Source organism: Nonomuraea sp. NPDC049607 (assembly GCF_040675375.1).
GTDB lineage: Bacteria > Actinomycetota > Actinomycetes > Streptosporangiales > Streptosporangiaceae > Nonomuraea.
The window spans coordinates 111152-137932 of the sequence record NZ_JBFAOV010000002.1; the positions used below are offsets into that span (position 1 = coordinate 111152).

26 protein-coding genes are annotated in these 26781 nt (G+C 70.9%); 19 read left to right on the forward strand and 7 right to left on the reverse strand.

The window, feature by feature from the left end:
* Positions 1–57 precede the first annotated feature (57 nt).
* On the forward strand, positions 58–3462 hold the full coding sequence (locus AB0J97_RS04720) for a BTAD domain-containing putative transcriptional regulator (RefSeq protein WP_364084503.1): 3405 nt from the start codon (positions 58–60) through the stop codon (positions 3460–3462).
* Here AB0J97_RS04720 and AB0J97_RS04725 read toward each other — a convergent pair.
* Positions 3431–3946 (reverse strand): hypothetical protein, encoded by a 516-nt coding sequence (locus tag AB0J97_RS04725; protein ID WP_364084505.1) that lies wholly within the window; start codon positions 3944–3946, stop codon positions 3431–3433. The genes AB0J97_RS04720 and AB0J97_RS04725 overlap by 32 nt on opposite strands.
* A 155-nt stretch (positions 3947–4101) precedes the next feature.
* Between AB0J97_RS04725 and AB0J97_RS04730 the strand changes: the two genes are divergently transcribed.
* On the forward strand, positions 4102–4623 hold the full coding sequence (locus tag AB0J97_RS04730; RefSeq protein ID WP_364084508.1) for a VTT domain-containing protein: 522 nt from the start codon (positions 4102–4104) through the stop codon (positions 4621–4623).
* Here the strand turns inward: AB0J97_RS04730 and AB0J97_RS04735 are convergent.
* Complete coding sequence (locus tag AB0J97_RS04735) at positions 4620–4811, reverse strand: DUF1508 domain-containing protein (protein ID WP_357699303.1); 192 nt, start codon at positions 4809–4811, stop codon at positions 4620–4622. The genes AB0J97_RS04730 and AB0J97_RS04735 overlap by 4 nt on opposite strands.
* A gap of 156 nt (positions 4812–4967) precedes the next feature.
* Between AB0J97_RS04735 and AB0J97_RS04740 the strand changes: the two genes are divergently transcribed.
* Entirely contained in the window at positions 4968–5768 is an 801-nt protein-coding gene (locus tag AB0J97_RS04740) for a serine hydrolase (protein ID WP_364084512.1), read from the forward strand.
* Between the two features lie 10 nt (positions 5769–5778).
* Here AB0J97_RS04740 and AB0J97_RS04745 read toward each other — a convergent pair whose 3' ends face one another.
* Entirely contained in the window at positions 5779–6324 is a 546-nt protein-coding gene (locus AB0J97_RS04745) for a hypothetical protein (RefSeq protein WP_364084515.1), read from the reverse strand.
* Positions 6325–6592: 268 nt separating this feature from the next.
* Here AB0J97_RS04745 and AB0J97_RS04750 point away from each other — a divergent pair, with 268 nt between their 5' ends.
* Positions 6593–6880 carry a hypothetical protein gene (locus tag AB0J97_RS04750; protein ID WP_364084518.1) on the forward strand — a complete coding sequence of 96 codons (288 nt, stop codon included), beginning with the start codon at positions 6593–6595 and terminating at the stop codon, positions 6878–6880.
* Between the two features lie 5 nt (positions 6881–6885).
* Here the strand turns inward: AB0J97_RS04750 and AB0J97_RS04755 are convergent, their stop codons facing one another.
* The 3 genes from AB0J97_RS04755 to AB0J97_RS04765 are packed head-to-tail and all read right to left on the reverse strand — an operon-like array spanning position 6886 to position 8965.
* Positions 6886–7335, reverse strand: coding sequence for a group II truncated hemoglobin (locus AB0J97_RS04755; RefSeq protein WP_357699295.1), 450 nt, complete (start codon positions 7333–7335; stop codon positions 6886–6888).
* Positions 7336–7389: 54 nt separating this feature from the next.
* A complete protein-coding gene (locus tag AB0J97_RS04760; protein WP_364084521.1) occupies positions 7390–8202 on the reverse strand; it encodes an RNA methyltransferase in 813 nt (270 codons plus the stop codon).
* The gene (locus AB0J97_RS04765; RefSeq protein ID WP_364084524.1) at positions 8195–8965 is read right to left on the reverse strand and encodes a DUF4184 family protein; all 771 of its coding nucleotides are present in this window, start codon (positions 8963–8965) and stop codon (positions 8195–8197) included. Before AB0J97_RS04765 ends, AB0J97_RS04760 begins: the two co-directional genes overlap by 8 nt.
* 139 nt (positions 8966–9104) lie before the next feature.
* Here AB0J97_RS04765 and AB0J97_RS04770 point away from each other — a divergent pair, with 139 nt between their 5' ends.
* The 14 genes from AB0J97_RS04770 (at position 9105) to AB0J97_RS04835 (ending at position 25527) form a co-directional block, all read left to right on the forward strand.
* The gene (locus tag AB0J97_RS04770; RefSeq protein WP_364084527.1) at positions 9105–9743 is read left to right on the forward strand and encodes a hypothetical protein; all 639 of its coding nucleotides are present in this window, start codon (positions 9105–9107) and stop codon (positions 9741–9743) included.
* A gap of 233 nt (positions 9744–9976) precedes the next feature.
* Positions 9977–11659 (forward strand): substrate-binding and VWA domain-containing protein, encoded by a 1683-nt coding sequence (locus AB0J97_RS04775; protein WP_364084530.1) that lies wholly within the window; start codon positions 9977–9979, stop codon positions 11657–11659.
* 139 nt (positions 11660–11798) lie between these two features.
* Positions 11799–13352 (forward strand): sigma-70 family RNA polymerase sigma factor, encoded by a 1554-nt coding sequence (locus AB0J97_RS04780; protein ID WP_364084533.1) that lies wholly within the window; start codon positions 11799–11801, stop codon positions 13350–13352.
* Positions 13353–13626: 274 nt separating this feature from the next.
* A complete protein-coding gene (locus AB0J97_RS04785; RefSeq protein WP_357699284.1) occupies positions 13627–13995 on the forward strand; it encodes a hypothetical protein in 369 nt (122 codons plus the stop codon).
* Between the two features lie 11 nt (positions 13996–14006).
* Positions 14007–15122: a GNAT family N-acetyltransferase gene (locus tag AB0J97_RS04790; protein ID WP_364084536.1), complete on the forward strand. Its 1116-nt coding sequence runs from the start codon at positions 14007–14009 to the stop codon at positions 15120–15122.
* 147 nt (positions 15123–15269) lie between these two features.
* Positions 15270–16103 carry a glycosyltransferase family 2 protein gene (locus AB0J97_RS04795; RefSeq protein ID WP_357699280.1) on the forward strand — a complete coding sequence of 278 codons (834 nt, stop codon included), beginning with the start codon at positions 15270–15272 and terminating at the stop codon, positions 16101–16103.
* Positions 16104–16114: 11 nt separating this feature from the next.
* Positions 16115–17056, forward strand: coding sequence for a glycosyltransferase family 2 protein (locus AB0J97_RS04800; protein ID WP_357699278.1), 942 nt, complete (start codon positions 16115–16117; stop codon positions 17054–17056).
* Positions 17053–17856, forward strand: a complete 804-nt coding sequence (locus AB0J97_RS04805) for a polysaccharide deacetylase family protein (protein WP_357699276.1) — start codon at positions 17053–17055, stop codon at positions 17854–17856. The genes AB0J97_RS04800 and AB0J97_RS04805 overlap by 4 nt, the downstream gene beginning before the upstream one ends.
* A complete protein-coding gene (locus tag AB0J97_RS04810; RefSeq protein ID WP_364084541.1) occupies positions 17849–19165 on the forward strand; it encodes a hypothetical protein in 1317 nt (438 codons plus the stop codon). Before AB0J97_RS04805 ends, AB0J97_RS04810 begins: the two co-directional genes overlap by 8 nt.
* Before the next feature lie 1178 nt (positions 19166–20343).
* The gene (locus AB0J97_RS04815) at positions 20344–22587 is read left to right on the forward strand and encodes a hypothetical protein (protein WP_364084543.1); all 2244 of its coding nucleotides are present in this window, start codon (positions 20344–20346) and stop codon (positions 22585–22587) included.
* Positions 22588–22657: 70 nt separating this feature from the next.
* Positions 22658–23863: a DUF418 domain-containing protein gene (locus tag AB0J97_RS04820; protein WP_364084546.1), complete on the forward strand. Its 1206-nt coding sequence runs from the start codon at positions 22658–22660 to the stop codon at positions 23861–23863.
* 75 nt (positions 23864–23938) lie between these two features.
* On the forward strand, positions 23939–24277 hold the full coding sequence (locus AB0J97_RS04825) for a winged helix-turn-helix domain-containing protein (protein WP_357699269.1): 339 nt from the start codon (positions 23939–23941) through the stop codon (positions 24275–24277).
* Entirely contained in the window at positions 24277–24543 is a 267-nt protein-coding gene (locus tag AB0J97_RS04830; RefSeq protein ID WP_357699267.1) for a hypothetical protein, read from the forward strand. The genes AB0J97_RS04825 and AB0J97_RS04830 overlap by 1 nt, the downstream gene beginning before the upstream one ends.
* Positions 24544–24552: 9 nt before the next feature.
* On the forward strand, positions 24553–25527 hold the full coding sequence (locus tag AB0J97_RS04835) for an NAD(P)-dependent alcohol dehydrogenase (protein ID WP_364084551.1): 975 nt from the start codon (positions 24553–24555) through the stop codon (positions 25525–25527).
* Here the strand turns inward: AB0J97_RS04835 and AB0J97_RS04840 are convergent.
* Positions 25517–25981 carry a DUF2867 domain-containing protein gene (locus tag AB0J97_RS04840; RefSeq protein WP_364084554.1) on the reverse strand — a complete coding sequence of 155 codons (465 nt, stop codon included), beginning with the start codon at positions 25979–25981 and terminating at the stop codon, positions 25517–25519. The two genes, AB0J97_RS04835 and AB0J97_RS04840, sit on opposite strands and share 11 nt — an antisense overlap.
* A 52-nt stretch (positions 25982–26033) precedes the next feature.
* On the opposite strand from AB0J97_RS04840, the gene AB0J97_RS04845 reads away from it, so the two are divergent.
* On the forward strand, positions 26034–26612 hold the full coding sequence (locus AB0J97_RS04845; protein WP_364084557.1) for a TetR/AcrR family transcriptional regulator: 579 nt from the start codon (positions 26034–26036) through the stop codon (positions 26610–26612).
* Positions 26613–26781 lie beyond the last annotated feature (169 nt).

A 26781-nucleotide genomic window follows, 5' to 3' on the forward strand; every position in this document is an offset into this window, starting at 1 on the left:
CAAAGCCATCAAACACCTTGTGCGCCGTTCGGAAGCCCGCATAGCGTGGCGGCTGACATGGTGGCGTTCCGGGTTCTGGGGCCAGTCGAGGCGTACGAACACGACGACGAACTCGACCTCGGCGGGTTGCGGCAGCGGGCCGTCCTCGCCCGACTTCTCGTGGCCAGAGGTCAGGTCGTGCCGGTTGACACGCTTCTTTACGATCTGTGGGACGACGACGCCGCCAAGGGCGCCCAGTCGGGTCTCCAGGTCTACATCTCCCGCCTGCGCAGAGTGCTCGAACCGGGCCGTCCGCGCGGCGGCCCCAACCGTCTGCTGGTGACCGTCGCCTCCGGCTACGCCCTGCGCGTGGCCGCCGAGCAGGTCGACGCGCTGCGTTTCGAGCAACTGGTCAGGGCGGCGGGCGAACACCTCGAAGAGGGCGACCCGCAGTCCGCCCGCGGCCGCCTGGAGAAGGCGCTCGGCCTGTGGCGCGGCACCCCCTACTCCGACTTCGCCGACCAGCCCTGGGCCGAGGCCGAGGTCAACCGGCTGGCCGAGCTGCGCCTGGTGGCCCGCGAGCGGCACGCCGACACCGGCCTGCGGCTGGGCCTGCACGCCGAGACCGTGCCCGACCTGGAGGCGCTGACCACCGAACACCCGCTGCGCGAGGAGGGCTGGCGGCTGCTGGCGCTCGGTCTCTACCGCTGCGGCCGGCAGGGCGACGCGCTGGCCGCGCTGCGCAGGGCCAGGAACATGCTGGCCGACGAGCTGGGCATCGACCCGGGCCCCGCGCTGCGCAAGCTGGAGTCCGACATCCTGGCCCAGTCCCCCGAGCTGGAGCTGGCCGCGCCGCCGCGGCCCGCCAGGTCCGCCCCGGTCACCGACACCTGGCCGCCGCGGCCCGCCGCCGCCCACGTCGAGCCGCCGCCGCTGGAGCCCGAGCCGTTCGTCGGCCGCGACGCCGAGCTGGCCAGGCTGACCACCGCCGCCTCGCGCACCGGCCGCTTCCAGGTCTCGATCGTGACCGGCGTCGCCGGCGCGGGCAAGACCACGCTGCTGCGCCAGCTCGACGGAAGGCTCGGCGCCGACGGCTGGATCACCGCCTCCGGCGCCTGCCCCGACTCCAGCGCGACCCCGCCGGGCTGGGCCTGGGTGGAGATCCTGCGCTCGCTGATCGGCGCGACCGGCGCCGGCGAATACGCCCAGCTCCTCGCCCCCCTGCTCGACGACACCGCCCCCGACCCCGACGAGGACGAGGTCTCCGGCGGCTTCCGCCTGCACCGCGCGGTCGGCGGCTACCTCGCCGGCGTGGCCCGCCGGGCGCCGGTGCTGCTCACGCTGGAAGACCTCCACTGGGCGGACGACCAGACGCTGGCCCTGCTGCGCGCGCTGCCGAGCCTGCTGGCCACCAGCCGCGTCCTGCTCGTCGTGACGTGCCGGGAGAGCGAGCTCGACGACCGCCAGTCCGACGTGCTGGCCGCCCTGGCCCGTCTCGAACCGGTCCGCGTGGGCCTGTCCGGTCTCGACCCCAAGGCCGTGGCCGAGCTGGTCAAGGCCACCTGCGTCCGCGAGATCGACGAGGACGCGGTCGAGTCCATCGTCGAGCGCACCGGCGGCAACCCGTTCTTCGTGCGCGAGACCGTGCGCCTGCTCGACGCCGAAGGCGCGGCCGACCGGGCCAGCGCCACGCAGGTGCTCTCTCGCGTGCCCTCGGGCGTGCGCGACGTGCTGCGGCGGCGCATCTCGCGGCTGCCCGCGGGGGCCCAGCAGATCCTGCTCCAGGCCGCGGTCATCGGCCGCGACGTCGACCTCGACGTGCTGGTCACGGTCGCCGGCGACGAAGACGCGGTGATCGAGGCGGTCGAGGCCGCGCTGCTGGCCGGCCTGGTGACCGAGCCGGGGCCGGGGCTGCTGCGCTTCGACCACGACCTGGTGCGCGACACGATCTACTCCGACGCCTCCCGGCTGCGCCGCACCCGGCTGCACGCCGCCGTCGCCGCGGTGATCGAGCAGCGCACGTCCTCCGACGTGGCGGCGCTGGCCCACCACTACTTCCTGGCCGACGCGGCCGAGAAGGCCGTCCACTACGCGGGCCTGGCGGCCGAGCAGGCCGAGCGGCGCTTCGCCCACCGCGAGGCGGCCACGTTGTGGGAGCAGGCCATCGCGGCCTTCGACCGGGGCGGCCCCCGTACCGAGGACAAGGGGCGCGAGCCCGGCCAGGAGCGTGCCAAGGAGCGGCTACGGCTGATGCTGCGCCAGATCAAGGCACTGGCGCTGTGCGGCGACATGACGGCCGCCAGGCTGCTGCGCCGCCAGGCCATGGACGCCGCGCTGCCGCTCGGCGACCTGGAGATCACCGCGAAGGTGGCGGCGTCGCTGGCCGTGCCGCACAAGGGCATGGCGCGCGACTTCACCCGCACCGCATGGGAGATCGTCGACGTCACCGAGAAGGCGCTCATCGAGCTGCCCGCGGGCGAGCAGCGCCTGCGGGCGAGCCTGCTCACCACGCTGGCGCTGGAGCTGGAGGGCTCCTCCTCGCCCGAGCGCGGGCGGCAGGCCTCGCTGGAGGCGCTGGAGCTGGCCAGGCAGAGCGGCGACCCGACGCTGATCGCGGCGGCGCTGAGCGGCCGGCTGCGCCAGTCCTACGACATCCCGGCCGTCGACACCCGCGAGGGCATCGGCAGGGAGCTGCTGGAGGTCGCCCAGCGCTCGGGCCAGATGGCCACGCAGGCCCTGGCCCACCTGGTGCTGCTGGAGTGCGCGGCGGCCAGGGGCGAGTTCGCGGCCGCCGACCAGCACGCCGCCGCCGCCGACCGGCTGGCCAAGCAGTACGACCTGTCGGCCCCCGCGGCCGTCGTCGTCTGGTACGCCGGCCAGCGTCTGATGATCTCCGGCGACTACACGGGCGCCGAACGCACCTACCGCGAGGCCGCCCGGATGACCGCGCGGGCCGGCATGCTCGAAGGCCGCCAGGACCTCCCGCTGATCACCGCGTTCTGCCTGCACCTGGTCGACGGCCGGGCGGCCCAGACCGTCGACCTGCTGGCGGCGGCCCACCAGCGTGGCGCCAAGTGGACGCTCGACGCCTACGCGCTCGCGCTGGCCTCGGCCGGGCATCTCGACGACGCCAGGGCGGTCGCCGCGACGCGCCCGCCGGTCCGGCCCGACTTCCTCTACGAGCTGGTGATGACCTGGCGTGCCCTGGCGGGCATGCTGCTGGACGACCGCGAGCGCATGGTCGACTGCTACGACAAGCTCAAGCCGTTCGCCGACCGGGTGGCCGGCGCGGGCACGGGCGTCGTGGCGCTGTGGCCGGTGGCGCTGACCCTCGGCGATCTGGCCATCCGGCTGGGCCAGCCCGACGCGGCGCGCGCGCACTACGAGAAGGCGCTGGAGGTGGCCCAGCGGGTGGGCGTGCCGCGCTGGGTCGAGGCGGCGCGGCGCTCGGTCAGCAGCTCACCTGGAAACGCTCGCTCATGACGGTCCCGCCGGGCCGGGCGATCAGCTCGACCCGGTACCACCCGGCGTTGCCGGTGATCTGCGGCTGCCATTCCACGTTCCGGCTGCCGGCGGCGAACCCGGAGTGGTCCACCAGGTAGGTGCGCCACGTCCTGGCCGCCGGGCTCCAGCGCGACAGCCGCCAGCGGTACAGGACCGTCGTGCCCGGCCGCGGGTTGACCAGCAGGCCGCGGGCCAGGAACGACTTGCCGCAGCCGGGGGTGGCGTCGGGCAGGGCGCTGAGGGCGATCTCGCCCGCCCTGGCGGGGGCGCTCTGCCGGGCCGGGGCGGTGATGGGCAGCTCGCGGGCCGAGAGGGTGACGGTCCGCGCGGGCCCGGTGTCCGAGCCGGCGCTGCTGTAGGCGGAGACGCCGACGTAGGCGCTGGTGAAGGCCAAGGCCGCCACGAACAGCTTGACCGCGTTGGCGGTACCGCCTGCCAGGACCACCGCGCTTCTCGACGACATGATCAACACCCCTTTTGCTCAGTTCAGGTATAGGGCGTGAGGGTTGAGGGGTGGTTGTCGCCTACTTGCAGCCGGTGCCGTGCCCTTGCAAGCTGATGTGGCGGAATGCCTTCTCCTTGACTAAGGTAAGGCTGACCTAAGGCGTTGGAGTGGGGGTGAGCGGGCTCATGTGGCATGCGGCTGCCGCCCTCCCTGATCCCGCCCGGCCGTTCTGGTTCGGGCTGCCGTACTGGCTGGTGGGGGCCGTTCTCATCCTCGCGCTGTTCGGCGCGTTCCAGGTCTACTACTGGGTCGGCCGCAAGCTCGGCGAGAAGCTCTACGAGTCGCGGGTCGGCGTACGGCTCGGCCGCGAGCGCATCGCCAGGATCGAGGGCGTCGTCGAGAAGTGGGGCGCGCTGGCCGTCTACGGCTGCTTCTGGGTGCCCATGCTGCGGCACACGCTGCCGTGGGTGGCGGGCGCGCTTCGGGTGTCCTATCCCTGGTACGTGGTGGCGAGCGCGCTCGGCTGCCTGACCTGGGCGCCCATCTGGTGGTTCGGGCTCACGGCGCTGGTGTGGGGCTGGCTGGAGCTGGCCGCCCGCTCGCCCGCCGGCGCGCTGCTGCTGCTCGCGGCGGTCGCGGCCGGCGTCGCGTGGTTCTTCGTCCGCCGCCGGCGTAAGGCGCTGGCCTCGTCCTAGATCGCCGCCGGGGTCTGGTCGTCGATGGCGGCCTCTGGAGCGTTCCTGCGTACGGTCTCGATGCCGTTCACGCAGGCGGCCTTGCTGGGATAGCCCTCGCCCACGGCCAGCGTCTGCCCGTTGTTCGCGACGAGCGCGAAACGGAACGCGCCTCGCTCGTCCTGACTGATGATGAATCTGCCTGCCACGGCCTCGTCTCCCCGCAGATGTCGGATCTATCAAGCATTTACCCCCAACTGGGCGCCACTTACGGCCGAGTTTCGCAAACCAAGCCTTGATCTCCTGCGAACATGTCTGGCATGCGTATTGGGGGTTTCATCGGCTCTGCCGTACTCGCGTTGCTTGTGGGGATCTCTTACCCGGCGTCCGCCGCACGGGCCGCCGACGTCCCGGCGGTGAAGGCCGGGGCGGCGTACGTGGTGGACTCGGACGGAACGATCCACTTCAGGAAGCGGGAGACCCGGCGGGTGCCGGTCGCCAGCCTGGTCAAGGTGATGACGGCCTACGTCGTCCTGCGGGAGGGACGCCTGAACGAGGCGATCACGGTCACCGCCGCCGACACGAAGCACGCGACCAGCAACGGCGCGACCACGGCGGGCCTGCGCAAGGGCGAGCGCCTCACGGCCAGGGACCTGCTGTACGGCCTCATGCTCCCCTCGGGCGCCGACGCCGCCAACGCCCTGGCCAGGAAGTACGGGCCGGGCAAGACGGCGTTCGTGGCCAAGATGAACCGGGCCGCCCGCTCGCTCGGCCTCGCCGACACCCGCTACACCAACCCCGACGGGCTGCCCACGCCGGCCAACGGCGGCTACTCGACCGCCGTGGACCAGGTCACGCTGGCGCAGCGGGCGCTGACCGACCCGACCTTCCGCGCGGTGGTGGGCAGCCAGGTGCACAAGGTCGCCAAGTCGGCCCTGCACCGGGCGCACACCTGGCGCAACTCCAACAAGCTGCTCGACCGGTCGGACGGCGTGCTGGGCGTGAAGACCGGCTACACGAACGCGGCGCAGTACTGCCTGCTGTTCGCCGGTGAGCGCAACGGCAGGCTCGTGGTGGGGGCGCTGCTCCACGACGGGGACGAGCGCCGCTTCACCACCGCCGCGCAACTGCTGGACTACGCGGGCGAGCAGATGGCCGCCGGTTGACCCGCGAGGGTCAGCCGAACGTGAGCCGGCCCGCCGCGGGCAGCGTGCTCAGGCCCCCGGTCGCGCAGGCCAGGATGCCCATGGCGGGCGTGATCGAGCCGCGGACGTGCTCGCCGGACAGCGGCCCCGAGGCGACCGTGCCGGTCAGGAAGCTGTCGGCCGGGCTCTGGGTGGCCAGCCGGTCGGCCCGCGCGCGCACCTGCGAGGTGCCGACCGGCCGCCCGTCGAGGCCGAACCAGGTGATGCGGACGGCGCCGTGGACGTGCCGGGCGCTCGCGCACGAAGCCTGGCCGACGCTCTTCAGGGTGACCCAGCCCGAGCGCAGGTAGGGGGCCGTGCCGTCGCCCGACAGGCAGCCGGTGAGCTGGAGGTTGCCGCGGACCGACACCGGCCTCGCGGTCAGGCCGACGCGCGGGCTGAAGGTCAGCGGCCGGCCGTCGGGTGAGCTGACGGCGCAGGTCAGGGCGTGCTGGTCGGGAGCGGCCCACAGGGGGGAGGCCGCCGACGCGTACGGGGTCGCCGCGGCCGCGGCCGCGATGATCCAGGCCAGCTTCACAGGACCTCCGTAGGTCGCTCTCGGTGATCGGCAGCTCACATCTTGCCGTATCCCGGGCGGGTGACGGTCCTCCGCCGGCCCGAAAGGCAACAGCCCGGCCGGCGGGAGCGCGATCACGGCCGTCGGTTCGCGATTGAGGCGGCCGGCCGTGGGTACCCGCTGATCGCGAACTGAAACCACTCAGGTGGACTTCGCCCCCCGAAGCCGACCCCAGGGTCGATTCACGCAGATAGGGTGGTGAATCTACCCCTCCGCAATAAGGAAGATCATGGCGGAATTCATCGAAGTCCGCACGACGATCGAGGGCCATGAGCAGGCCGCCGCGCTCGCGCACACGATCCTGCTCGCGGAGCTGGCCACCTCGATCGACATCGCGGAAGCCCCGGCCGCGGAGGCCGGGGACTCCTGGCAGCTCACGCTCATCACCCCGCGGGAGCGGGCCGCCGCGCTGGAGGCGCACATCGTCGCGAACGGCGGCGCCGTCGACTCCCAGCCGGTGCTGCACGACATCGACGCCTACCCCGACTGGCTCACCGAGGACACCGACCGCCCCTGAACCGGCTATCGCGGCGGCTGCTCCCAGTCCCAGCGCGGCACCTCGCGCAGCGGATGGAGCTGGTCGTCGGTCTCGGCGTGGGAGTTCTGGAGCGCGACCTGCGTGCCGAACTCCACGTGCGAGCGGAGCGAGGCCCGGAACGGCTCGTCGCCGGGCAGCCCGGCCTCGTCGGCGGCCCGCATGTACAGCTCGACGAACCGCAGCCGCTGGGCCTCCTCGATGGCCAGCCCGCGATGCGCCTCGATGAGCAGCGGGAAGCCGCCCATCTCCGCCGAGAACGTGTCGGGGCCGCCGAAGGTCTCGACGGTGAAGGCGGTCAGGTTGTCCACGTGGCCCGCCTTGCCCTCACCGAACAGCGGCTGGAGCAGCGGGTCCGTCAGCAGGCTGCGGTAGAAGATCTCGATGAAGCGGCGTAAGCCCTCTTCGCCGCCGGCGTGCTCGAACAAGGTCTGCATGATTACAGGGTTACACGGCTGGTCGAGACGCCACCAGACCCACTCGCCGGGAGGTCAGCGCCCGGCCGGGCGCATCAGCCCGTGGCAGGCGATCGCCGCCGCGGCCACCACGTTGAGCGAGTCGACGCCGGCGTCCATCGCGGCCGGGCTCATGGGGATGCACACCGCGTGGTCGGCCTCGTGCAGCCAGTGGGAGGACAGGCCGTCGCCCTCGGCGCCGAGCAGGAGCGCCACCCGGTCGCCCATCGCGATCCGGTCGATGGGGGTCGCGCTCTGGTCGGGGGTCAGCGCCAGGCTCTGGAACCCGGCCTCGCGCAGCTCGCCGAGGCCGGTGTACCAGTCGTCGAGCCGGGCGTACGGGATCGAGAAGACCGCGCCCATGGAGACCTTGACGGCCCGGCGGTAGAGCGGGTCGGCGCAGCGCGGCGAGAGCAGGACGCCGTCGACGCCGAGCGCGGCGGCGCAGCGGAAGATCGCGCCGACGTTGGAGTGGTCGACGAGGTCCTCCAGGACCAGCAGCCGGCGGGCGCCCTTGATCAGGGTCGCGGCCGTGGGCAGCGGCAGGCGTTGCATGGAGGCCAGCGCGCCGCGGTGGATCTGGAAGCCCGCGATGCCGGTCATCAGCTCGTCGCTCACCTGGTAGACGGTGGCGTCGCCGATGACGTCGGACAGCGACTCGTACCAGCGCCGGGTGGTCAGGACCGAGCGGATGGGGTAGCCGGCGGCGACGGCCCGCCTGATCACCTTCTCCCCCTCGGCGAGGAACAGGCCGCGCTCCGCCTCCAGGCTCTTGCGCAGCTCGACGTCCCGCAGCCGGGTGTAGTCGGCGATTCGGGGGTCGTCGGCGTCGAACACGTAGTCAGGCACCTTCCGATACTGCCATGCGCCGCCTGACCTGCCAGACGACCGCGTAGCAGACCAGGACGGCCGAGAGCCCGACCACGGTGCCGGCGCCCGTCTTGGTGACCACGCTCCTGAAGCCCAGCGCGGGGTTGGGCTCGTCCACCAGCGGCCACAGCAGGGCGCCGGCGACGATGCCGAGCGCGCACGCGGCCAGCACGACCCACCGTGCGGCGGGGGCGAGCCGCAGGCGGCCCGGCACGTGGGCCTCCTCGCTCCTGGACAGGGCGCGCCACGCCCACCACACGACCACGGTCAGCCCGACGGCCGACGAGGTGTACTGCAACACGCTGAAGAGCCTGGTCGTGCCGTAGACGAGGGTGTCCGGCCAGGCGCCCCAGCGGGCGGAGGCGTAGGAGTGGGTGAAGGAGTCCCAGAACACGTGGGTGGCCGCGCCGATCACCCCACCGGCCGCCACCGGCAGGATTCTGAGCCGGACCGGACGCAGGAGCGCGGCCCGGCCGGTGAGCGACGGCGGCAGCAGCGAGATCAGCGGATCGCGCAGCACGAGGTGGAACAGCGGCAGGAGCAGCAGCACGGCGGCCAGGTCGAGGGTGAGCACGCCCTGCCAGGAGTGCCAGTTCCCGTAGACGGGCAGGAACGGCAGGAAGATCGGCAGGTCGGGGACCATCGCCCCCAGCGCGAGCGCCCACGGATCGGCGAACCGCCGCGCCCGTTCGGAGGCCACCAGCGGCAGCACGGCGGCGATGTGACTCGGCGTGAACGGCACGACCCCTCCCCCGGACGGTGCCCGCCATTATCCGGTGAATCTTGAACATCCTTTGCCGCACAGGCCTTAAAGTCACTCTGAGTCATGGGTACGTTACGTAACGCTGTCGACGGCCGGATAGCCGGAAGTTCGGGGGTTCATGGTGTCTGACCAGCGGATTCATGAGCATCCGGCCGCGACGGCCGACTGGCTGCGGGCCGCCCGCGCCGCGCGTGCGCTCTCCGTGGCCACGCTCGCCTGGCTGGCCGTGGAGAGCACGCTCGGCCTGGCCGCCGGGCTGTCGGCACACTCCGTCGCGCTGATCGGCTGGGGGCTGTCGGCCTTCGCCGAGGCGGGGGCGAGCCTGATCGTGGTGTGGCGCTTCACCGGCGCCCGCACGCTCTCGCCGCACGCCGAGACCACCGCCAGGCGCGCGGTGGCGGTGAGCTTCTGGCTGCTCGCGCCCTACCTCGTCGGGCACGTCGCGCATGACCTCGACGCCGGCCACCGGGCCACGCCGACCGTGCTCGGCATCGCGGTCACGACGGTCAGCCTGGTCAGCATGCCGGCGCTGGGGCTGGTCAAGCGGCGGCTGGGGGCGCGGCTGGCGTCGGCGGCGACGTCCGGGGAGGGCACCCAGAACCTGATCTGCGCCGCCATGGCGGCCGGCGTCCTGGTCGGCCTGTGGCTGAACACGCTGGGCTGGTGGTGGGTGGACCCGGCCATGGCGGTGGCCCTCGCGGCGGTCGCCGTGCGTGAGGGGGCGCGCGCCTGGCGCGGTCACGCCTGCTGCCACTGAGCGCCACTCTCCGTAATAGGCGCACCAAAAGAGCGGTTTTGCCACACAGAGTCCACCGAGTATCGTTCCCGAAGTATTGCGGAGCAACTCCCGCTAGGGTCTCCGGAAGGTCTCAACGCCTAAGAGGACACCAAGAGGACATCGTGGGGCGACACCGGACAGACGAGCTCGATGGCGGCTACCGAGCCCAGGAACCACCCTCCCGCAGGCGGTCCGTCAGCGGGCGTGGCAGAGTGCTCGTACCGCTGGCCGGGGCCGTCGCCCTGGCCGTGCTCCTCGGCGTCGCTGCGTTCGTGATCTTCAACCGCGAGCACGACTGCTCGGCCGGCAAGCTGCCGCTGCGCGTCGTGGCCACCCCCGACATCCACCCCGCGCTCAGCAAGATCGCCGCCAGCTACACCAAGGCCATGCATTCGATCGACAGCAAGTGCGTCGAGGTCACCGTGGCCAAGGAAGGGGCGGCCAAGACCGCGAACGGGCTGGCCGCCGGCAAGTCCGCCGCGGACGTGTGGGTGGCCGACTCCAGCCTGCTGGTGGGCAACGTCCGCAACTCCCCCGCGGGCTCGGCGCTGCCGGAGCCGGCCGGCTCGGTCGCCGTCTCGCCCGTCGTGCTGGCGACCGCCAAGTCCGCCGCGGCCAAGCTGTCCGGCAGCCTCACGCCGAGCTGGGCGGGCATGATCGCCGCGGCGAACGTCGCCAACCCCGACGGACCGGGCAGGAAGGTCCGGGTGCTGGCGCTCGACCCGCAGAAGAACTCCGCCGGGCTGGCCGCACTGCTGGCCGCCGCCACCTCGGCCAAGGAGGCCAAGCAGGACAAGGCGCTGGTGGGCGCGCTGAAGGAGATCTCCGGCCAGCTCGCCTCCGACCCGGCGGCGCTGCTGGCCAGCCTGACGGTGAAGTCGGGCAGCAGGGTGCCGGTCGGCGTCGCCACCGAGCAGGCCGTCTACGCCCACAACGCCAAGAAGCCCGAGGCCCCGGTGGTCGCCCTCTATCCCAAGGAGGGCACGCTCAGCCTCGACTACCCGATCACGGTCCTCACCAAGGACCCGGCGGTCCAGAAGGCGGCCACGGACTTCAGGCAGGACCTCGGCACGGACGCGGCCAAGAAGACCCTGCGCGCCGCGGGCTTCCGCAGCGCCGACGGCAAGGCCGGCGACGCGCTGTCGAAGGAGAAGGGGTTCGTCCCCGACAAGCCGGAGGCGCTGCCCAAGCCCGACGCCAAGGCCGTGGCCTCGATGGTGCAGACCTGGTCCCGGCTGAACCTCGGCACCCGCCTGCTCACCCTGCTCGACGTCTCCGGCACGATGGCGCTGCCCGTGCCCGGCACGAACATGACCCGGATGCAGGCCATCAACAAGATCGCCATGGAGGGGCTGGGTCTGTTCCCCGCCGACTCCGAGCTGGGCCTGTGGACGTTCTCCACGCACATGGACGGACAGGGCAAGGACTGGAAGGAACTCGTCTCGGTCGGCCCGCTCGCCGAGTCGACGGACGGTGTGCTCCGCAAGCAGGCGCTGGCCGCCCAGTTCGGGCAGATCCAGGCCAAGGCCACCGGCGACACCGGCCTGAACGACACCATCAGGGCGGCCTACGGCGAGCTGACGAAGACGTACCAGGACGACAAGATCAACACGCTGCTGATCCTCACGGACGGCGCCGGCAACGACGACCCCGACGGCGGCGTCACGAACGCGCAGATCCTGCAGTACCTCAAGAAGACCTACAACCCGAAGCGGCCGATCAGCATCCTGCTCATCGCCTTCGGCCCGGAGGCCGAGGCGGGCAGGAAGCAGATGGACACGCTGGCCAAGACGACCGGCGGCGAGGCCTACATCGCCAAGGACGTGCTCCAGGTCCGCGACTTCTTCCTGCAGGGCATGGAACGCCGGCTCTGCGCCCCCAGCTGCGACGGCTGAGCCACTCCCGTCACAACCATCACGAGGTCATGCCTGTTGGGCATGGCCGGGGCCGCGCCGGTCAACCTGGCCGATCGAGGCGGCGTCCTCTCCCGCGTGGGTGCTTTGAGCGCCCGTTCACCCGCGGGGAGGGGAATCCGTGCCTGGATGGCCGACGGTCGGCCGCGCCGACGATCAAGAGCTGGTCGACGCCCTGCGACGGGCCGACACCGACGCCCCCGCCGACCTGTACGACTCCTACGGCGAACGGCTCCACGACTACGCCTTCTCGCTGATCGGCGACCGGGAGGCGGCCGCGGACGCCGTGCACGACGCCCTGGTGACCGCGCAGGGTTGCGTGGAGCGGCTGAAGGAGGCCGGCCGCCTGCGCCCCTGGCTGTACGCGCTGACCAGGTTCCAGGTCCGGGCCAGGATGGCGCATCGCGGCACGCCCGCCGGGGGCGTGCCGCGGACGCCCCCGGCCGGGCAGCCCGACTCCGAGCTGGCCGAGCTGGTCCGCGAGACGCTGGCCGAGCTGAGCGGGAACGAGCGCGAGATCGTCGAGCTGTCGGTGCGTCACGGCCTGACGCCGGTCGAGGTCGCCTCGGTGCTGGGGCTGACCTCCCGTCAGGCCGCCACGCGGCTCGGCCGGGCCCGCGACCAGCTGGAGAACGCCGCCGCGGCGGTCGTCCTGGCGAAGACGGGCCGCGCGCACTGCCCGGATCTGTCGGCGATGGTGGATTCGTGGGAGGGGCCGCTCACGCCGTTGCTGCGGCGGCGGCTGTCGGGGCACATCGCCGGGTGCGAGGTGTGCACCGAGGGCAAGCACCGGCAGATCTCGGCGTCGCGGCTGCTCGACCTGGTGCCGGTCGAGTTCCCGCCGATCTCGCTGCGCCGCCGGGTGATCGACACCTGCGTCAATCCCGAACGCGACCAGACCAGGACGCTGATCACCGACCGCGGCGACAGCTTCGACAGGGCCGGCTTCCCGGTGGTGGCCGAGCGGCGCTCGCGCCGCCGCCGTCCGCGCCGTCTCGGGCCGGTGCTGCTGGCCGGGGCGTGCGTGCTGGCCGCGACCGGGGCGGTGGTCGTGCTGAACGGCGGCGACACCGCGCAGACGGCGCTCACCGTGACGCCCACGCCCGCCCTCTCCTCCGTCGAGCCGGCGGTCACACCCGAGCCTGACCCCGAGCCGGAGCCGGACGACGACCTGACGCCCGAGCCCACGCCGAGCGACGGCGGGCCGGAGACGTCCCCGGCCGCCACGCCCACGGCCCGGCCGTCCGCCCGGCGGCCCAGTCGCGGGCCGGCCGCGCCCACGGTGGTCCGCCGCAGGCCGGTGCCGGTCGCCCGGCTCGGCACGTCGTGCCCCGGCTCGATCGCCGGCGCCGCCAAGATCGGGCTGCGCGCCCGCAACGCCGCGGTCTCCTGGACGGCGACCGCGTCACAGGGCCTGGACGTGTTCCCGGCCAGCGGTTCGGTCAAGGCGGGACGCTCGGTGTCGATCTGGGTGACCGTCCTGGACCCGAGCGCCGCGGGCCGCGGCCGGGTCGCGTTCACCTCGAACGGCGGCGCCGCCACCTGCTCGCTGGCCTGGAACGCCGACCGCGCCCCGCAGACCGACCCGCCGTCCGACCCGCCGGCCACCCCCGAGCCGTCCGAGCTGCCGAGCGAGGACCAGTCGTCGAATGTGGACGCGGCACCACAAGGGTGACGAACAGCCTCCCAGCTAGAACGGACATAACGGGATAAACAGGACCCTGGCTCGAACATCATAGGCCACATAGGGCATTCTGGTTAGCTTGGGGAACACGCCTGGAAACCCGGAGTCACCATGTCACGTGGCGGAAGTCACATGAAGAACTTTGCCATGCCGGTGAACCTATGCGGCTCTCCAAGCGTCGGCATTGACGTGTCCGGACCCGGATTGGTCCCATGAAAGTGGATCAATCATGTCTTAACCAGAAAGAGCAGGAGAGAAACAGGAGATGCTCAAGCACCGCAGAGCGCTGGCATGGCTGCTGGCACTCGCCTGCATAGCGGGGGCCGTGGTCGCCTTGTTCGACCTCGACACCCCGCTGCGCCCGTTCTTGATCTCCTTGTTCCTTCTCGTGGTTCCGGGGGCGGCGGTCGTGGGACTGTTGCGCGATCGTGACCCGCTTGCCGCACTATCAGTAGGAGCCGCGGCCAGCCTCGTCCTGAACGTGCTCCTCGCCGAAGCCATGCTGCTGTTCAACGCATGGTCGCCCAGAGCCGGGGTCGCGACGGTCGCCGTGCTCGGAGGGTTCATGTACGTGCTTCGCGTGTTGTACCGGGGGAAGAACATGCAGACCGAACAGGGGGCCAGGGCAAGGTGAACATCCAGGTAGTGCGCCCGAGAGACCTCGGAGACTCCGAACGCGCCCGATGGCGCGAGCTCCAGAAGGCCGACCCGAGTCTGGACAACCCGTTCCTTTCGGTCGAGTTCGCGGTCGCGATGGACCGGCTGCGCGACTACGTGCGCGTGGCGGTCATCTCCGACGGCAACCGCATCGCCGGGTTCTTCCCGTACGAACGGCACAGCTTCGGCATCGGGAAACCGCTCGGCGGCTTCCTCACCACCTGCCACGGCCTGATCGCCGTGCCTGACCTGCGGCTCGACGCGAAGGACCTGCTGCGCGCCTGCAAGCTCAGCGTCTTCGACTTCGACCACCTGGTCGCCGGCCAGCCGACGTTCGCCCCGTACGAGGCCGACGTGCGCCCGGCCCCCGTGATGGACTTCACCTCCGGCTTCGACTCATGGCTGGAGCAGGTCAAGGTCAACTCTCCCAAGAACCTCAAGACCGTCCGCTACAAGGAGCGCAAGTTCGGCCGGGAGCAGGGCGGGCTGCGCTTCGAGTGGAACGCGACCGACCCCGAGGTCCTGCGCACGCTGCTGACCTGGAAGTCCGACCAGTACCGGCGCACCGGCCGGGTCGACCGGTTCGCGCAGCCGTGGATCGTCGAACTGATCGACATGATGCATGCCGAGAAATCATCGGATTTCTCGGGCATCCTCACCATGCTTTATGCCGGGGACGTGCCCGTCGCTGGGCATTTCGGCCTCCGTACCGCCACGACCCTTGTAGGGTGGTTCCCCGCCTACGACACCGAGTACGCCCGGTACTCGCCCGGCATCGTCCATCACCTGCAGATGGCCGAGGCCGCCGCGAACGACGGGATGCACATGGTCGACATGGGCAAGGGCGGCAAGGAGTACAAAGACTGGCTCAAGAGTGGGGTCCTGTACGTCGCCGAAGGCCGCATCTCACGACCGTCCGCGACAGCGGCCGTCCACTGGATGGGCCGAACTCCTTTCAACAAAGCTCGAACAATCGTGATGGATCGACCGTCTCTTTATAGGGCGGCCGACCGCGTCCTCAAGGGCTTTGGTCGGGTGCGCACCTCGATGCAGCAGCAACAGGAGTCACCCAATGTAGTCAAGGAACCAACGGGAGCGAGCTGAGCGCTCCTGGCACCACCCCCCGGCACCAGCACACCCTCACTCCACAGGACCCATAGTGCACCGCTCGACGGCTCCGCCATTCCCGCAGCACCCGGGGATGACTCCGGGCGGTGAGCAGGGCCGGGTCCCGGAAGGATATCCCTCGCCATGAGTCCCGAGATCACCAAGCACAACGGCAAGGCCCAGAAGTCGCCCTTGCGTTCCATGCCTCCGCCTTCCAGCTTCACGCCGGTCACCCCTCACCTGGCCATTTCCCCGACGGTGAGCGTGGTCGTACCGGCGATGAACGAGGCCGAGAACCTCCCGCACGTCTTCGCGACGATCCCCCAGTGGGTCGACGAGATCGTGCTCGTCGACGGCAACTCCGTCGACGACACCGTCGAGGTCGCCAAGCGCCTGCGGCCCAACGTGAAAATCGTCACGCAGACCGGCAAGGGCAAGGGCGACGCCCTGTCCGCCGGCTTCGCCGCGTGCACCAGCGACATCATCGTCATGATCGACGCCGACGGCTCGACGGACGGCCGCGAGATCATCTCGTTCGTGGGCGCCCTCGTGACCGGGGCCGACTTCGTCAAGGGTTCGCGCTACGCCGCCGGCGGCGGCAGCGACGACCTGACGCTCAACCGGCGCCTGGGCAACAAGGTCCTCACCGGCATCGTCAACGTGATGTACAAGACCAGCTACACCGACCTGTGCTACGGCTACAACGCGTTCTGGGCGCGTCACCTCGACGTGCTCGACCTCGACTGCGATGGCTTCGAGGTCGAGACCCTGATGAACGTGCGCGCGGCCAAGGCCGGGCTGAAGGTGCACGAGGTGCCCAGCCACGAGCGCAACCGCATTCATGGCGAGAGCAACCTGCGTGCCGTACGAGATGGCTTCCGTGTGCTCAAGACGATCCTGAAGGAGTGGCGCCGCCAGCCCTCCGCCCCTCAGCCTGAGCCCACCGCCACTCCCGCCGCTGACCGAGGCGTCGCGTAAGAGGAACCGTTGTGAACACGTCTGTTGTCATCTGCGTCTACACAGAAGAGCGCTGGGAGGACATCAGGCAGGCAGTCGAGTCGGTCGAGAACCAGAGCCGCCCGGCACACGAGCTGATCCTGGTGGTCGACCACAATCCGGACCTGCACCTGAAGCTCAAGCGCACCTATCCACAGGCCATTGTGGTGGAGAACACGCACGAGCAGGGGTTGTCCGGCGGCAAGAACACCGGCGTGGCCACGGCCACCGGTGAGATCGTCGCGTTTCTCGACGACGACGCGGTCGCCGAAGCGGGGTGGCTGGAGGCTTTGGAGGAGGGCTTCCAGGAATCCGGTGTGGTGGGCGTGGGCGGGCGTACCGACCCGTTGTGGGCGTCCAAGCGCCGGCCCCGCTGGTTCCCGTACGAGTTCGACTGGACGGTCGGGTGCACGTACCGCGGCATGCCCGCGGTACGTGCGCCGATCCGCAACGTCATGGGCGGAAACGCCGCCTTCCTGCGCGAGGTCGTCGCCGAGGTCGGCGGCTTCCACAGCGGCATCGGCCGCAGCGTGCAGGGCCGCAAGTCGCGCCCGCTGGGCTGCGAGGAGACCGAGTTCTGCATCAGGCTGAGCCAGCGCAAGCCGGGCTCGGTGATGTTGTTCGAGCCCCGCGCGGTCATCGGGCACAAGGTGTCCAGGCAGCGCGAGGGCTTCGCCTACTTCAGGTCCAGGTGCTACGCGGAGGGCCTGTCGAAGGCCCTGGTCACGCGGGAGGTCGGCACCCAGGACGGGCTGGCCAGCGAGCGCGCCCACGCCATGAAGACGCTGCCGCTCGGCGCGCTTCGGGGGGTGGGCGACGCCCTGCGCGGCGACCTGTCCGGGCTCGGCAGGGCCGCGGCGATCGTCGTCGGCCTGGCCTGGACGACCTGGGGTTACGTGGTGGGCACGGCAAGGCTGAAGGCGGCACGCTCATGATCCGCATTCCGATCCTGATGTACCACTCGGTCAGCGACACCCCCAACGACGACACGCGCCCGCACGCCGTGCGGCCGTCCGACCTGGCCGAGCAGCTCGCCTACCTGTCGGAGAGCGGGTTCACCCCGCTCACGCTGGGCGACCTGGTGGCCGCGCTGAACAAGATCGACGGCCGTACGGTGCCGGAGAAGCCGATCGTCCTGACCTTCGACGACGGCTACGCCGACTTCCACAGCCAGGCGCTGCCCCTGCTCGACCGCTACAACTTCCCGGCCACGGTCTTCCTGACCAGCGGCTGGGTGTCCGACGCGGGCAAGGACGCGGCGGGCCGTCCACTCGACGACATGCTGTCGTGGGGCCAGGCCCGCGAGGCCGCCCAGAACGGCATCGAGATCGGCGGCCACAGCCACAGCCACCCGCAGCTCGACCAGCTCCGCACCGACGAACTGCGGCAGGAGCTGCGCAGGAACAAGGGCCTGCTGGAGGAGAAGATCGGCGCGCCGGTCGCCACCATGGCCTACCCCTATGGCTACTCCAGCGCCCGGGTCCGCCACGAGGTGCGCAAGGCCGGCTACTTCGCCGCCTGCGCCGTGAGCAACACGATCGCGGCCGACCGCCACGACATGCTCGCCATCCCCCGGCTGACGGTCGGCAAGCCGACGACCATCAGCATGTTCAGACGCGCCGTCGAAGGCAACGCCGTACCTCTCATCTACCTGCGCGAACGCATCCTCACCAAGGGGTACGCGGTCGTCCGGCGGACGAGGTACGGGCTGCAGCGGGTGCGCGGAAATGTCTAGCCTGCGGGAAAAGATCCTCCGCGACCTCAGCAATCCGCTCTTCCGCCAGGGTTACGCCCTGATGGCCAACACGGTCGTCACGGGCACCCTCGGCATGGGCTACTGGCTGCTGGCGGCGCACTTCTACACCCCTGAGGAGTTCGGGCGCGGCCAGGCGGTGATCACCGCCATGCGGCTGTTCGCGTCGCTGACCGCGCTCGGCTTCGTGGGCGCGCTGGCCCGCTTCCTGCCAGTGGCCGGGCGGCGTACCCCCGAGCTCATCCTGCGCGGCTACGGCCTGGCCGCCGCCACGGGCGGGGTCGCGGCGCTCGGCTTCCTGCTGACGCTGCCGCTGTGGGGGAAGACGTACTCGGTGCTGGCCGGCTTCGGGCCAGGGCTGTTCTTCCTCGCCTCGGTGCTGGTGTGGGCCGTCTTCACGCTCCAGGACGTCGTGCTCACCGGGTTGCGCAAGGCCACCTGGGTGCCGGTCAACAACCTGGTGTTCGGGCTGGTCAAGATGGGCCTGCTGGTCGCGCTGGCCAGTGCGCTGCCCGACGGCGGGATCTTCGTCTCGTGGATGATCCCGACCGCGCTCGCGCTCATCCCGGTCAACTGGCTGATCTTCGGCGTCGTGGTGCCCCGGCACGTCAAGAGCCTCGGCACCGCCCACGAACCGCCCCGGCTGCGGCAGATCGGCCGGTTCCTGGCCGGTGACTTCCCCGGGACGCTGTCGATCCTGGCGATCGTCTACCTGGTGCCCGTGGTCGTGGCGACCAAGGTGGGCGAGGCCACGTTCGGGCGCTTCTCGATGGCCCACACCCTGGCCAGCATGATCGAGCTGCTGGCCATGAACATGGCGGTGTCGCTGACGGTCGAGGGGTCCTTCGATCGTTCCAAACTGGCCCTGAACTGCCGGCGGGCGCTGCGGCGCGGCTTCATGATCGTGACGCCGATCATCGTGGTCGCGATCATCGGGGCGCCGCTGATCCTGACCGTCTTCGGCGCCGAGTTCGCCGACGAGGGGTCCACGCTGCTGCGGCTGATGGCGCTGGCGGTGCTGCCGCGGGTGCTGATCGAGGTGTACCTGAGCGCGCTGCGGGCACAGAGTCACGCGCGCACGCTGGCGCTGGTGCAGATCGGGCTGGCGGTGCTGGTGCTGGTGTCCACGGTGGCGCTGTTCCCCGGCTTCGGGGTGAACGCCGTCGGCTACGGACTGCTCTTCAGTGAGCTGCTGGTAGCACTTTTGATCTTCGGAAATCTACGCAAAATACTCAATTTTGGTGAAACTGGGCAGCCGACTGTCACTCAGGGGTCGTCCGGGGCCGCATGATGGTCAACGTGAGGCAACGGGACGGCGATGGCATGACTAAGGGGAAAACCGGCTCTTCCGACGTTCGCAAGGACGCCGGTGAGGAGACAGAGGCACCCTTCGATCCGGAGGCCACGGGGGTGATCCCGCGGCTGACGTTCGACGGCGGCCAGGAGGGCACGTCCGACGAGGACGCCGCCGGCTCCTCGGATTCGGATTCGGCTGATTCCTCTGCCGAAGTGAACGCCGACACGACGACGGCCTTCCGCATCCCCGGGAACGTGCACATCGGCCACCCTCCCACGGCTGACGAGCCCTCTTCCGGGCCTCCGCAGGCGTTCGCGGAGCGTGGCGCGGAGGCGCAGCCGAAGACTTCCGGGCCCAACGCGTTCACCGCCAGGGCGCCGCACGCACCGGCCCCGTCCCCGGAGGGGGCGGCGTCGGGTGGTCCGGCTTCGGCCTCGAAGGGGTCGGCGGCGGCTGGGACCATGCCCATGCCGACCGCGGAGCCCTCTCAGGCCCCCGCCTCCGGGGGTGCCAAGAGTCCGGCTCCCGAGGCGTCCGGCGAAGGCACGGCGGGTCCGGAGACGGCCGCACACCCCGGCTCGACGGCCCCCGAGGGCGCCGGTGCGGCCGGTGCGGGAGCGGGCCGTGCGGGTACCGCCGACGTGACGAGCGAAGGCGCGTCCGGCGCTGGTGCCGGTTCCGAGGGAGCCGGTTCCACGGCGGGCCGACCTGGTGGGGCGAGCCCCGAGGCGACGAACGCCAGTAGGACCAGCGCCAGTGGGACCGGTGCCGGTGAGGCCGGTGCCAAGGTCGCCGGTGCTGGCGGTGCTGCCGGCGAGGTCGGCCGTGATGGCGAGGCTGAGGGTGAAGGGCCTGAGGCCGGAGAGGCTGACGGCCGGACCGTCGCCTTCCGCGCGCCCGGTTCCAGGACGACCGTTGCCGGTGCCGCCGGTGCCGCCGGTGCCGCCGGTGCCGGTGCGGCTAATGGTGGCCCGACTGGTGGCGCTTCCGCTGGTGGCGTTCCCGCTGGCGGTGCTCCCGGAGGTGGCGCTTCCGCTGGTGGCGTTCCCGGGAGTGGCGCCTCCGATGGCGGCCCGGCCGGTGGCGCTACCGCCGGCGGTGCTTCCGGGGGTGGTGCCGCCGAGGGGGGTGCTTCCCGTGGCGGTGTTGCCGGGGGGCCGGGGGTTGCGGTTGTGGGGGCTCCGGTTGTCGAGCGGGTCGACGTACCCGCAGGTAAGGGCCAAGTTGCCGGAGGCGCGCCCGTCGCGGCAGGGCAGAAGGGCAGGGTCGCCGGGGGGCGGGTCGGGGCGCTGATCGCGAGCGCGCCCAAGTGGTTGCCCGTCGTCCTCGTGCTTGAGGGCCTGCTCATGTACATCCTCGCCCTGCGCGTGCCCCCGGGCCCGCTGCGGGGTGTGGACCCGGCGAACATCAACGGCCTGGGCCTGATCTCGGCGCTGCCCACGACGGCGTTCATCGCCATCCTGATCATGATCGCGTCGTTCTTCGTCACGGTCGCCCAGAGCACCGACCGCAAGTTCCTGCTGCTGTTCCAGATCGCCGCCATCACGTTCGCCCTGCACGGCGCGGGCGCGCTGGTGGCCAGCGAGCCGCGTTTCCCCACGGCGTACATCCATGCCGGTTTCGTGGAGTTCATCTCCCGGACGGGCGAGACCGCGATCAGCATCGACGCCCGCATGGGCTGGCCGGGCTTCTTCGCGTTGTTCGCGTTCGTCACCAAGGCCGCCGGCATCACCGACATGACGACGATCCTGCAATGGACGCCGCTGCTGTCGAACCTGCTCTATCTGCTCCCATTCGTCCTGATCCTGCGTCAGGTGGTGGCGACGACGCGGGCCCGCTGGTTCGCGGCGCTGCTGTTCATCCTCGTGCAGTGGATCGGGCAGGACTACTTCTCGCCGCAAGGGTTCACGTTCGCCCTTTATCTGGCGTTCGTGGCGATCCTGTTGCGGTGGTTCGGACGGGTGGAGCCGCGTACGAAGCCGGTGCCGCCCAAGGGGCTGCGCAAGCTGCTCGGCAAGCTCGACGCGATGACGCCCGGCGAGATCGTGAACACCGGCACCTACCGGGCCGACAAGCTGCTGATGCTGCTGATGCTGCTGGCGCTGTTCTTCGCGTCGGTGGCCTCGCACCAGATCACGCCGTTCATGATGATGGGCGTGGTGACGGCGTTCCTGATCTTCAAGCGCACCTCGCTGTCGTGGGCGATGCCGTTCTTCCTCGGGCTCGTGACGCTGGCGTGGATCAGCTACATGACGGTGGGGTTCTGGGCGGGCCAGATCGACGCGATCTTCGGCGGTCTGGGCAAGATCTGGCAGAACATCGGCAGCGCCACCTCCGACCGCGTCGAGGGCAGCGACCCCGCGCACGCGATGGTGCTGCAGGCGCGGCTCGGCATCCTCGGGGTCATCCTCTCGCTGGCGGCGGCCGGGCTGTTCCGGCGGCTGCGGCGCGGGGTGTTCGACCGGTCCGCGCTGATCCTGCTGTGCGTGCCGGTGCTGGCGCTGGGGCTGCAGAGCTACGGCGGCGAGATCGGCCTGCGCATCTACATGTTCGCGCTGCCGGGCTCCTGCCTGCTGGCCGCGTACGCGTTCTTCCCGAACCTGCCGGCCGACAGCGCGGACGTGCGCGAGGAGACCGTGCCGCTGCGCAGACGGAACGTGCGCTTCAACCCCGAGCTGACCAGGAAGCTCTCGGTCGTGCTCGCGGCCTGCTTCGCGGTGCTGTTCGCGTTCGCGTTCCTGCTGGCCCGGTACGGCAACGAGAAGTTCGAGCGGGTCACCACCGGCGAGGTGGCCGCCCTGCACTACGTGTACGACCACGACAAGCCGAGCGCCAAGGTGCTCTACCTGGTGCCCAAGGAGGGCCCGGAGGTCACGCCCACCCTGCCGTGGGGCGAACGGGACGTCGAGCTGGTCAACTTCGGCGTGCAGGCGCTGGTGCACAAGGACCCGACGCAGATCGCCGACGCGGTGGCGAAGCTGAAGGAGCAGCCGCGCAACTCGTACCTGATGGTGAGCCGTGGGCAGGTCAGCTACCTGCAGCTCAACGAGGGCTTCCCCGAGGACTGGGGGCAGCGGTTCCGGGCCGCGCTGGACGCCTCACCCGACCTGAAGAAGGTCTTCTCCAACGAGGACGCCGCGCTCTACACGTGGAAGAAGTTCGTGAAGGGGACGGAGATCCCCGATCCGAACCCCTACAAGGGCCGTGGCGACCCCACCTCACCGTGGACGCCCGTCGGCATCGGGGCGCTGGTCGTGACCTGGGTGGCGCTGTTCGGCTACGAGGTCATCGGGTTGAACGGGCCGAACCGGGCGCGACGGGCGCGCAGAGGGCTGATGTTCCTGGCCATCCCGGCGTTTTTGATCTCTGTAGCAGTGATCATTGAGAGATTCATCCACATAGCACTAAATAACTGAATTCACAGGAAACGCTAAGGTTTTGCGGGATGATGTACGCCTGATGAGGACACAGGAGACACTTCCCGCCATGCCCGACGCACGACTCGCGGCCGCGAGGATCACTTCTGTAGACGCCCTGCGTGGCTTCTCCCTGCTGGGGATCCTCGTCGTCAACATCGCCTTCCTGGCCTCCGGCTACCGGATGGCCGGGATGGCGGAGCCCGGCTTCGACTCCTCGCTCGACTGGGTCGTGCGCTGGCTCGTGACGCTGTTCATGGAGAACAAGTTCTACCTGCTGTTCTCCTTCCTGTTCGGCTACAGCTTCACGCTCCAGCTCGACTCGGCCGTACGGCAGGGGCGGACGTTCGTGCCGATGTTCCTGCGCCGCCTGGCCGGGCTGCTGCTGCTCGGCCTGGCCCACGCGGTGCTGCTGTTCCCCGGCGACATCCTGACGACGTACGCGTTCGTCGGGATCGCGCTGCTGGTGCTGCGCAGGATCGGCCCCAAGACCGCGATCGTGCTGGCCGGGCTGCTGACGCTGATGCTGGCGTTCGGGTTCCTGATGCTGGCCCTGCTGGCGATGGTCGGCCTCGACGCGTCCGGCACGGTCGCCGAGGGCACCGCCGAGGCCGCCAGGTCCGACACCGCGCTCGGCGGGGTGTTCTGGCAGATCATCTCCGAGCACATGCGCAAGCTGTCGCTGATCGTCCTGCTGCGCGTGCTGTTCCAGGGGCCGGCAGTGCTGGCCGCGTGCCTGATCGGGCTGGCCGTCGGCAAGCTGGGCGTGTTGCGGAACCTGTCGGCGCACAAGGTGGCGCTGCGCAGGTTGCAGTGGACCGGGTTCACGGTCGGCCTGACCGGCGCCTTCGTCTACACGCAGTCTGCCTGGAACGGCACGGTGAACAAGTTCCTGGGCGAGGCCGTGGACCTGGTGACCGCGCCGCTGCTGGCCGCCGCGTACGCGGCCACGTTCCTGCGGGTGCTGCCGTACCTGCCGCGGGTGGGCCGGGCCCTGGCCGCTCCCGGACGGATGGCCCTGTCGAACTACCTGGGCCAGTCGCTGATCTGTTCACTGATCTTCACCGGCTACGGCCTGGCCCTCGTGGACCGGGTCAGCCCGGCCGTCGAGGTGCTGATCGCGCTGGCCATCTTCGTCGTCCAGGTGCTCTACAGCCACTGGTGGCTCAAGGGACACCGGTACGGGCCGGTGGAGTGGGTGCTGCGCTTCCTCACATACTGGCGCAGGCCCACGAGCGAGCGGCGCAAGGCCCGCGGCTCCGCACAGATCGCCTGAAACTCGTCTGTCCAAACCGTCTTGGGCGAGGTACGCTCGGACGTGTAAGGAAAACCTTTCACGTGACGGGAAATCATGACGGATGCCGGGCCGACCGGTGACGAACTGGTCGAGATGCTGGCGGCGCTGGCCAACCCCCTGCGGGTGCGCATCCTCGCGACCCTGTCCGCCGGCCGCGACTACGTGAGCCATCTGGCCCGCGAGATCGGCGTCAGCCGTCCGCTCCTCCACATGCACCTGCGGCGGCTCGAAGCGGCCGGCCTGATCGTCGGCACGCTGGAGCTCTCCGAGGACGGCAAGGCCATGAAGTACTACGAAGTCACCGACTTCGACCTCCACCTCACCGCCGCGGCGCTGGCCGAGGCGGCCAAGACCCTCACCGCGCCCGACCCGGAGCCCAAGGAGCGCCCCTGATGCCCACCGCCTGGCCCGAGGTGATCTTCATCCTCGGCGTGCTGCTCGTGACCGGCTTCCTGATCTGCCTGGTCATCGTCGGCCTCTTCGACTTCCGCAAGGCGAAGCTGGAGGCCATGCAGAAGGACGATCTGCGTCGGCTGGTGCACCGGTTCGAGCAGCTCGCCGAGAACACCCTCGACGCCCAGCAGCGCTCGGCCGCCGACCTGGCCGAGCTGCGCGCCCGTACGGCGTCGATCGAGCAGATCCTGAGAACCGTCGAGTAGGAGCGTGCCATGAAGGCCATCCGTTACGCCGCCTACGGGCCGCCCGATACCGTCATCGAGCTGCGAGAGGTCGACCCGCCCGCGGTCGGCGACGACGACGTGCTGGTCCGGGTGCGGGCGGCGGCCGTCAACCCCGGCGACTGGCACTACGTGCGCGGCCTGCCGTACGTCATGCGGGCCGTCTCCGGGTTGCGCCGGCCGAGGTTCGGCGGGCTCGGCATGGACCTGGCCGGGCAGGTCGAGGCGACCGGCCGCAACGTCACCCGGCTGAAGATCGGCGACGAGGTGTTCGGCCACTGCCAGGGCGCCTTCGCCGAGTACGTCGCCGTCCCGCAGGACAAGGCGCTGCTGGCGAAGCCGGCCGGTACGACGTACGAGCAGGCGGCGGCCGTGCCGTCGGCGGCGCTGACCGCCTACGAGGCCCTGGCCACCAGAGGCGAGGTCAAACCGGGACAGAAGGTGCTGGTCATCGGCGCGGCGGGCGGGGTGGGGACGTTCGCGGTGCAGATCGCCAAGGCGCTGGGCGCCGAGGTGACGGGCGTGTGCAGCGGCGGCAAGGCGGAGCTGGTGGCGTCCCTGGGGGCAGACGAGATCATCGACTACACCAGGCAGGACTTCGCCCACCACACCGGCCGCTACGACCTCATCCTTGACAACATCGGCGACCGGCGCCTGTCGGACTGCCTGCGAGTCCTCACCCGTACCGGCACCTACATCCCCAATTCGGGCTCCGGCGGCGGGGCCTTCCTCGGGCCGTCCGGGCGCATCCTGCGCGTGCTCGCGGCCAAGCCGTTCGTCCGGCAGCGCCTGGTCAACTTCGTCACGGCCGAGGACCGGGACGCGCTGGCCGCCGTACGCGGGCTCGTCGAGGCGGGCGAGGTCGTCCCGGTCGTCAGCCGGACGTACCGGCTGGACGAGGTGCCGCAGGCCATCGCCCACGTCGAGCAGGGCCACGCCACGGGCAAGGTCGTCGTCACCCTCTAGGCGCTCCCAGGCGGCGCTGGGCGGAACGGAGCATGGCCCGGACGACGATCGGGTGCACCAGGCGTACCGGCCAGAAGTAGAGCCGGCCGCGCCACCCCTTCAGCCGGACCGTGGTCGTGACCCGCACGAGCCGGGCCTCCCGGTCGACCCCCACGCCGCAGCGGAAGTCGAGATGCCGGTCGTCGGCCGCGATCAGCGCCTCGTCCCCCTCGACGCGGCCGACCCGGAAGACGTCGCGCGGCGCGCGCGGGATGCCGATCAGCGGCACGATCGCCTGCCGCAGCCCCATGGCCGCGGTGATCCAGCGGGGCATCGACCTGATCGAGAAGATGGTCTTCGCCCAGACCCGCGGATCGTCGGTCGCGCGGGGCGGCAGCACGCCGACGATCATGTCGGCGTAGTCGGGCGCGGGGATGTCCTCCAGGGCGGACGACCAGTAGACGGGTGTTCTCATGACGCCTCCATACGGTGCCGTATGGTCAGGACTATACGGTACCGTATGGCAAATGGCGCAAGGGGGCCGCAGGATCACGGCGGAACAGTGGGTGGACGCCGCATACGCGCGTTTCACCAAGATCGGACTGGACTCGGTGCGGGTCGAGGCCGTCGCCCGCGACCTCGGCACCACCAAGGGCTCCTTCTACTGGCACCACGCCGACCGCGGCGCGCTCGTCCGGGCCGTCATGGAACGCTGGGAGGCCGAGGAGACCGAGCACATCATCGCGGCCGCCTCCGCCGAGGCCGGCCCACGCGCCCGGCTGCGCGCCCTGTTCGGCACGGTCGCGGCCCGCGCCGGGCGGCGCGGCGGCGAGAGCCGCCTCTACCTCGACGCCGAACACGAAGGCGTCGCCGACGTCGTCACCCGGGTCACCCGCCGCCGCGTCGACTTCGTCGCCGGGCTCCTGGTGGAGCTCGGCTTCGGCGCGGAGGAGGCGGAACGGCGCGCGCTGCTCGCGCTGGCGGTGGTGCTCGGGTTGCAGCAGCTCGAACGTGGCACGCGGCCGCACATCTCCTTCGATCACGCGCTCCTCACCGAGACCGCCTTCACGATGGCCGTCACACCGCCGCACGCCCAGGTCGGCTGAGGGGGTTCGGGCGCGAGCGGCCTGCTCGGGTGTCCGGGCCGCTCGGATGGTCCGGCCGCTCAAGCCCCTGGGCCGTTCACGATGTCGGGGCGTTCAGGTGTACGGGCCGTCAGGCGTACGGGCCGGTCGGTGTCCGGGCCGCTCGGGCGTCGGGCCGGTCAGGCGTACG